4 protein-coding genes are annotated in these 5,680 nt (G+C 72.3%); 2 read left to right on the top strand and 2 right to left on the bottom strand.

What is annotated here, in order from left to right; genetic code table 11:
* Window positions 1-85: 85 nt before the first annotated feature.
* The gene (gene clpB / locus FHL80_RS24700; RefSeq protein ID WP_138735974.1) at window positions 86-2,692 is read right to left on the bottom strand and encodes an ATP-dependent chaperone ClpB; all 2,607 of its coding nucleotides are present in this window, start codon (window positions 2,690-2,692) and stop codon (window positions 86-88) included.
* Window positions 2,693-2,868: 176 nt separating this feature from the next.
* Between clpB and FHL80_RS24695 the strand changes: the two genes are divergently transcribed.
* Window positions 2,869-3,330: a MarR family winged helix-turn-helix transcriptional regulator gene (locus tag FHL80_RS24695; protein ID WP_138735973.1), complete on the top strand. Its 462-nt coding sequence runs from the start codon at window positions 2,869-2,871 to the stop codon at window positions 3,328-3,330.
* A gap of 154 nt (window positions 3,331-3,484) precedes the next feature.
* Complete coding sequence (locus FHL80_RS24690; protein WP_138735972.1) at window positions 3,485-3,925, top strand: OsmC family protein; 441 nt, start codon at window positions 3,485-3,487, stop codon at window positions 3,923-3,925.
* A 56-nt stretch (window positions 3,926-3,981) separates the two neighbouring features.
* Here the strand turns inward: FHL80_RS24690 and FHL80_RS24685 are convergent.
* A partial coding sequence (locus FHL80_RS24685; protein ID WP_342777352.1) for an MDR family MFS transporter occupies window positions 3,982-5,680 on the bottom strand: 1,699 nt, incomplete at its 5' end.

Raw genomic sequence — 5,680 nt, 5'->3', positions numbered from 1 at the left:
CACCCGCCCCCGCCGGCGCCGTCCGCGGGCGCGGACGCCGCAGCGCCCGCCGTCCGGTCGGGACGACGGGCGCTGCGGAGCGGGGTCAGCCGGCGGGCTCGACCCGGGTGACGCTGAGCTGGGCGTCGCTCGCGGAGACGTCACCGGGCCAGTCGACGAGGACCTGGTCGCCGTCCCGGATCTCGCCCGCCAGCAGCGCCCGGGCGAGCTGGTCGCCGATCGCGGACTGCACCAGCCGGCGCAGCGGGCGGGCGCCGTACACCGGGTCGAAGCCGTTGAGCGCCAGCCAGTCCCGCGCCGCGTCGGTGACCGTCAGGGTCAGCCGGCGGGCGGCCAGCCGCCGGGCGAGCACCCCGACCTGGATGTCGACGATCCCGGCGAGCTCGTCGGAGCCCAGCGCCCGGAACGTGACCACGTCGTCGAGCCGGTTGAGGAACTCCGGCTTGAAGTGCGCCCGCACGATGTCCTGCACCGCGCGGCTCTTCTGCTCCTCGGCGACCGACTGGTCGGCGATGACCTGGGACCCGAGGTTGGAGGTGAGCACCAGGATCACGTTGCGGAAGTCGACGGTGCGGCCCTGGCCGTCGGTCAGCCGGCCGTCGTCGAGCACCTGCAGCAGCACGTCGAAGACGTCGGGGTGGGCCTTCTCCACCTCGTCGAACAGCACGACGGTGTACGGACGACGGCGCACCGCCTCGGTGAGCTGGCCGCCGGCCTCGTGACCGACGTACCCGGGCGGGGCACCGACCAGCCGGGCCACCGAGTGCTTCTCGGAGTACTCGCTCATGTCGATGCGGACCATCGCCCGCTCGTCGTCGAAGAGGAACTCGGCCAGCGCCTTGGCCAGCTCGGTCTTGCCGACACCGGTGGGACCGAGGAACAGGAACGAGCCGGTGGGCCGGTCGGGGTCGGAGACCCCGGAGCGGGCGCGGCGGACGGCGTCGGACACCGCGCGCACCGCGTCGGGCTGGCCGACGACCCGCTTGCCGAGCTCGTCCTCCATCCTCAGCAGCTTCTGCGTCTCGCCCTCGAGCAGCCGGCCGGCCGGGATGCCGGTCCAGGCCTGCACGACCTCGGCGATGTCGTCCGGGCCGACCTCCTCCTTGAGCATCGACTCGCGGCCGGCCGCCGAGGCCTCGGCCGCGGCGAGGTCACGCTCGAGCTGGGGGAGCCTGCCGTACCGCAGCTCGGCGACGTGGGCGAGGTCGCCGTCGCGCTCGGCCCGTTCGGCCTCCAGGCGGAGCCGCTCGAGCTCCTCCTTGACCTGCTGGATGCGACCGATCGCGCCCTTGTCCTGCTGCCAGCGGGCGGTCAGCTCGTCGAGCTCCTCCCGCCGGTCGGCGAGGTCGGTGCGCAGCGCGGCCAGCCGGGCCGCGGTCGCCTCGTCGTCCTCCTTGGCCAGCGCCATCTCCTCGATCTCGAGGCGGCGGACGACCCGCTCCACCTCGTCGACCTCGACCGGGCGGCTGTCGATCTCCATCCGCAGCCGGCTGGCGGCCTCGTCGACGAGGTCGATGGCCTTGTCGGGGAGGAAGCGCGCGGTGACGTAGCGGTCGGACAGCGTGGCCGCGGCGACGATCGCGGCGTCGGTGATCCGGACGCCGTGGTGCACCTCGTAGCGCTCCTTGAGCCCGCGCAGGATGCCGATCGTGTCCTCGACCGTGGGCTCGCCGACGAAGACCTGCTGGAAGCGGCGCTCCAGGGCGGCGTCCTTCTCGATGTGCTCGCGGAACTCGTCGAGGGTGGTCGCCCCGACCATCCGCAGCTCACCACGGGCGAGCATCGGCTTAATCATGTTGCCGGCGTCCATCGCGGAGTCGCCGCTGGCCCCGGCGCCGACGATGGTGTGCAGCTCGTCGATGAAGGTGACGACCTGGCCCTCGGCCTCGGTGATCTCCTGCAGCACGGCCTTGAGCCGCTCCTCGAACTCCCCGCGGTACTTCGCACCGGCCACCATCGAGGCGAGGTCGAGCGCCATGAGGCGCTTGCCCTTCAGGCTCTCCGGGACGTCGCCGGCCACGATCCGCTGGGCCAGGCCCTCGACGATCGCGGTCTTGCCGACGCCGGGCTCACCGATGAGCACCGGGTTGTTCTTGGTGCGCCGGGACAGCACCTGCACCACCCGGCGGATCTCCGCGTCGCGCCCGATCACCGGGTCCATCCGGCCCTCGCGGGCCCGGGCGGTGAGGTCGACGGCGTACTTCTCCAGCGCCTGGAAGGTGCTCTCCGGGTCCGGGCTGGTGACCTTGCGGTTGCCCCGGACGGTGCGGAACGCGGCGAGCAGCGCGTCCCGCGTCGCGCCGGCGCTGGTGAGCACGGCGCCGGCCTCGCCGGCCGTGGTGGCCAGCCCGACGAGCAGGTGCTCGGTCGAGACGTACTCGTCGCCGAGTGCGCTGGCCTGCTCGCCGGCCGCGTTGATCGCCATGAGCAGCTCGCGGGACGGCGACGGGGCAGCGACGGTGGAGCCGCTGACGCTCGGCATCCGGCGGAGCGCGGCGTCGGCCTTGGCCCGGACGTCGGCGGGGTCGGCGCCGGTCGCCTGCAGCAGCGGGCCGGCGATGCCGTCGGCCTGCTCGAGCAGCGCGACCAGCAGGTGCAGTGGCTCGAGGGCGGCCTGGCCGCGGTCCACCGCCAGCCGCTGGGCGGCGGCGATGGCCTCCTGCGAACGGGTGGTGAGCTTGCTCTGCGCCATGGTCGGTGCGGGTGTCCTCTCCGGGTCGTACAGGGACTGTCGATTGGTCCAACGAAGCCGGAGTTGAGTCTGTTCCACTCAACCTGGGTCGTCCAGTGCGACGCCACGGGTTGTGATCTGCGCACCACTGGGTGAGGCGGGACCCCTGGAGACCGATCGCGTCCTACTCTGTGGACATGACGGACACACCGTCGCCGAGCGTGGCACTCGACGACCAGCTCTGCTTCGCCCTGTACGCGGCGTCCCGCGCCGTCACCGCCCGGTACCGGCCCCTGCTGGACGAGCTGGGCGTGACCTATCCCCAGTACCTCGTGCTCATGCTGCTGTGGGAAGAGGACGGCCAGACCGTCGGCCAGCTCGGCTCCCGGCTCGCCCTGGACTCCGGCACCCTCTCCCCGCTGCTCAAGCGGCTGACCGCCGCCGGCCTCGTCACCCGCCACCGTCGGGCCGACGACGAGCGCTCCGTCTCGGTCCGCCTCACCGATGCCGGCCGCGCCCTGCAGGGCCCGGCGTGCGCCATCTCCGGGCACATGATCGACGCCCTGGCGCTGACGACGGACGAGTTCGCGGAGCTCAAGGGCCAGCTGCGGACCATCACCGACCGGGTCTCCGACACCCGCCAGGCCGCCAAGGCCTGACGAAGGACCCCGCCCCCGTCGCCAGCTCGGGGCGAGCCTCTGGACGCGGCCGAATGGCGGGAACATCGGCCACCGGGAACGGTTGTGCCCCACAGGTCGGGTGACCGACCGCGCTGCACCAGCGGCGCGGGTCATCCGCCGAGGAGGAGGTCCGATGCCCACCCGCACCGCGCGCACCGCTTGGAACGGCTCCCTGCAGGAGGGTTCCGGCCAGGTGGAGCTGTCCAGCTCCAAGGTCGGCACCTACGACGTCAGCTTCCCGAAGCGCGCTGCCGACGACGCCGGCGGCACCACCAGCCCCGAGGAGCTCATCGCCGCGGCGCACTCCGCCTGCTTCGCGATGCAGCTCTCGGCGATCGTTGGCGAGGCCGGCGGCACCGTCGAGAGCCTCGAGGTCTCCGCGGACGTCTCGCTCGGCCCGGACAAGGACAACGGCGGCTTCAGGCTGACCGGCATCGCGCTCACCGTCCGCGGCGAGGTCGACGGCCTCGACGCCGACGGCTTCGCCAAGGCCGCCCAGGACGCCAAGGTCGGCTGCCCGGTGAGCAAGGCCCTCACCGGCGTCGACATCACCCTGGACGCTGCGCTCGCCTGAGCGACAGATGACGAAGACCCGCCTCCCCGTCGGGGAGGCGGGTCTTCGTCGTCCTGCTACCGGTGCGAGGCGCTCCGGACGACGGTGCGCGTGCCGCCGGCCAGCTCGTCGTCCACCGCGGCGGTGCTGTCGCCGTCCCCGGTCTCGGACTGGAGCCGCTGGTCACCGGACTCGGTGCGCAGCGCCACCTCGCGGATCAGCACGATCGCCAGGATGGTGATGATCGACAGCAGCGCCGAGATGAGGAAGATCCGCCCGGTCGCATCGCCGTAGGACACCTGGATCAGTGCGCGCACCGGCGCCGGTGCGTCGTTCAGCGTGGCCAGGCCGACGTCCCCGGAGCCCGCAGCCTGAGCCGCCCCCGGGATGTCGGCGAGACCGGACTGGATCAGCGTGCCCACCCGGCTGGAGAGCACCGCGCCGAGCACCGAGACGCCGATCGTGCCGCCCAGGCTGCGGAAGAACGCCACCGCGGAGCTGGCCGCGCCCAGGTCGCTGGCGGCCACCGTGTTCTGCACGGCGAGCACCAGGTTCTGCATGGTCATGCCGATGCCGATGCCGAGCACGGCCAGGAAGACGCCGAGCAGCACCATGTTGGTGGCGTGGTCGATGGTCGACAGCAGGCCGAAGCCGATGGCGACCAGCACCGAGCCCGCGACCAGGAACTTCTTCCACTTGCCGGTCCGGGTGATCAGGATGCCGGAGATCGTCGAGGAGACGAGCAGGCCACCGACCATCGGGATGGTGAGCAGCCCGGCGGCGGTCGGCGAGTACCCGCGGGAGATCTGCAGGTACTGGCCGAGGAAGACGGTCGACCCGAACATCGCGACACCGATGGCGACGCTGGCCACGATCGCCAGGGTCGTCGTCCGGTCGCGGAACAGCCGCAGCGGGACGATCGGCTCGGGAGCGCGGAGCTCGGTGACGATGAACGCGGCGATCGCCAGGACGCCGCCACCGACGAACAGCCCGGTCTCGACCGAGGCCCAGGCGAAGCTGTCACCGGCCAGGGTGACCCAGATCAGCAGCAGCGAGACCCCGGCGGTCAGGAACGCCGCACCGAGGTAGTCGATCGTCACCTTCCGCTTGGTCACCGGCAGGTGCAGGGTCCGCTGCAGCAGCACCAGCGCGGCCAGCGCGAACGGGACGCCGACGTAGAAGCACCAGCGCCAGCCGAGCCAGCTGGTGTCGACGAGCAGACCACCGATCAGCGGGCCGCCGACGGTCGCCACTGCCATCGTGCCGCCGAGGAAGCCGGAGTACCGGCCGCGCTCGCGGGGGCTGATCATCGCCGCCATCGCGATCTGCACCAGCGCCTGCAGGCCACCCAGGCCCAGGCCCTGCAGCACCCGCCACCCGATCAGGGTCGGCACGGACTGGGAGAGCCCGGCCAGCATGGAGCCGGCGATGAAGATGACGATGGCGATCTGGATCAGCAGCTTCTTGCTGAACAGGTCGGCGAGCTTGCCCCAGATCGGCGTGGAGGCCGTCGAGGCGAGCAGGGTCGCGGTGACGACCCAGGTGTACTGGCTCTGCGTGCCGCGCAGGTCCGTGATGATCGTCGGCAGCGCGTTCGAGACGACGGTCGAGGACAGGAACGCGACGAACATCGCGAGCAACATGCCGGACAGGGCGCTGAGGATCTGCCGGTGGGTCATCCGGCCCTGCTGCTCGGCCGGGGCGACGGCCGGATCGGCCGCAGGTCCGGCGACTGCCCGGCTGGGGGCGGGGGTGCTCATGTGCGGGGTCTCCAGG

This window comes from Modestobacter excelsi (assembly GCF_005930495.1).
Taxonomy (GTDB): Bacteria; Actinomycetota; Actinomycetes; order Mycobacteriales; family Geodermatophilaceae; genus Modestobacter; species Modestobacter excelsi.
Note: the sequence above shows the minus strand (reverse complement) of the source record. Positions and strands in the feature narration are given on the sequence as shown.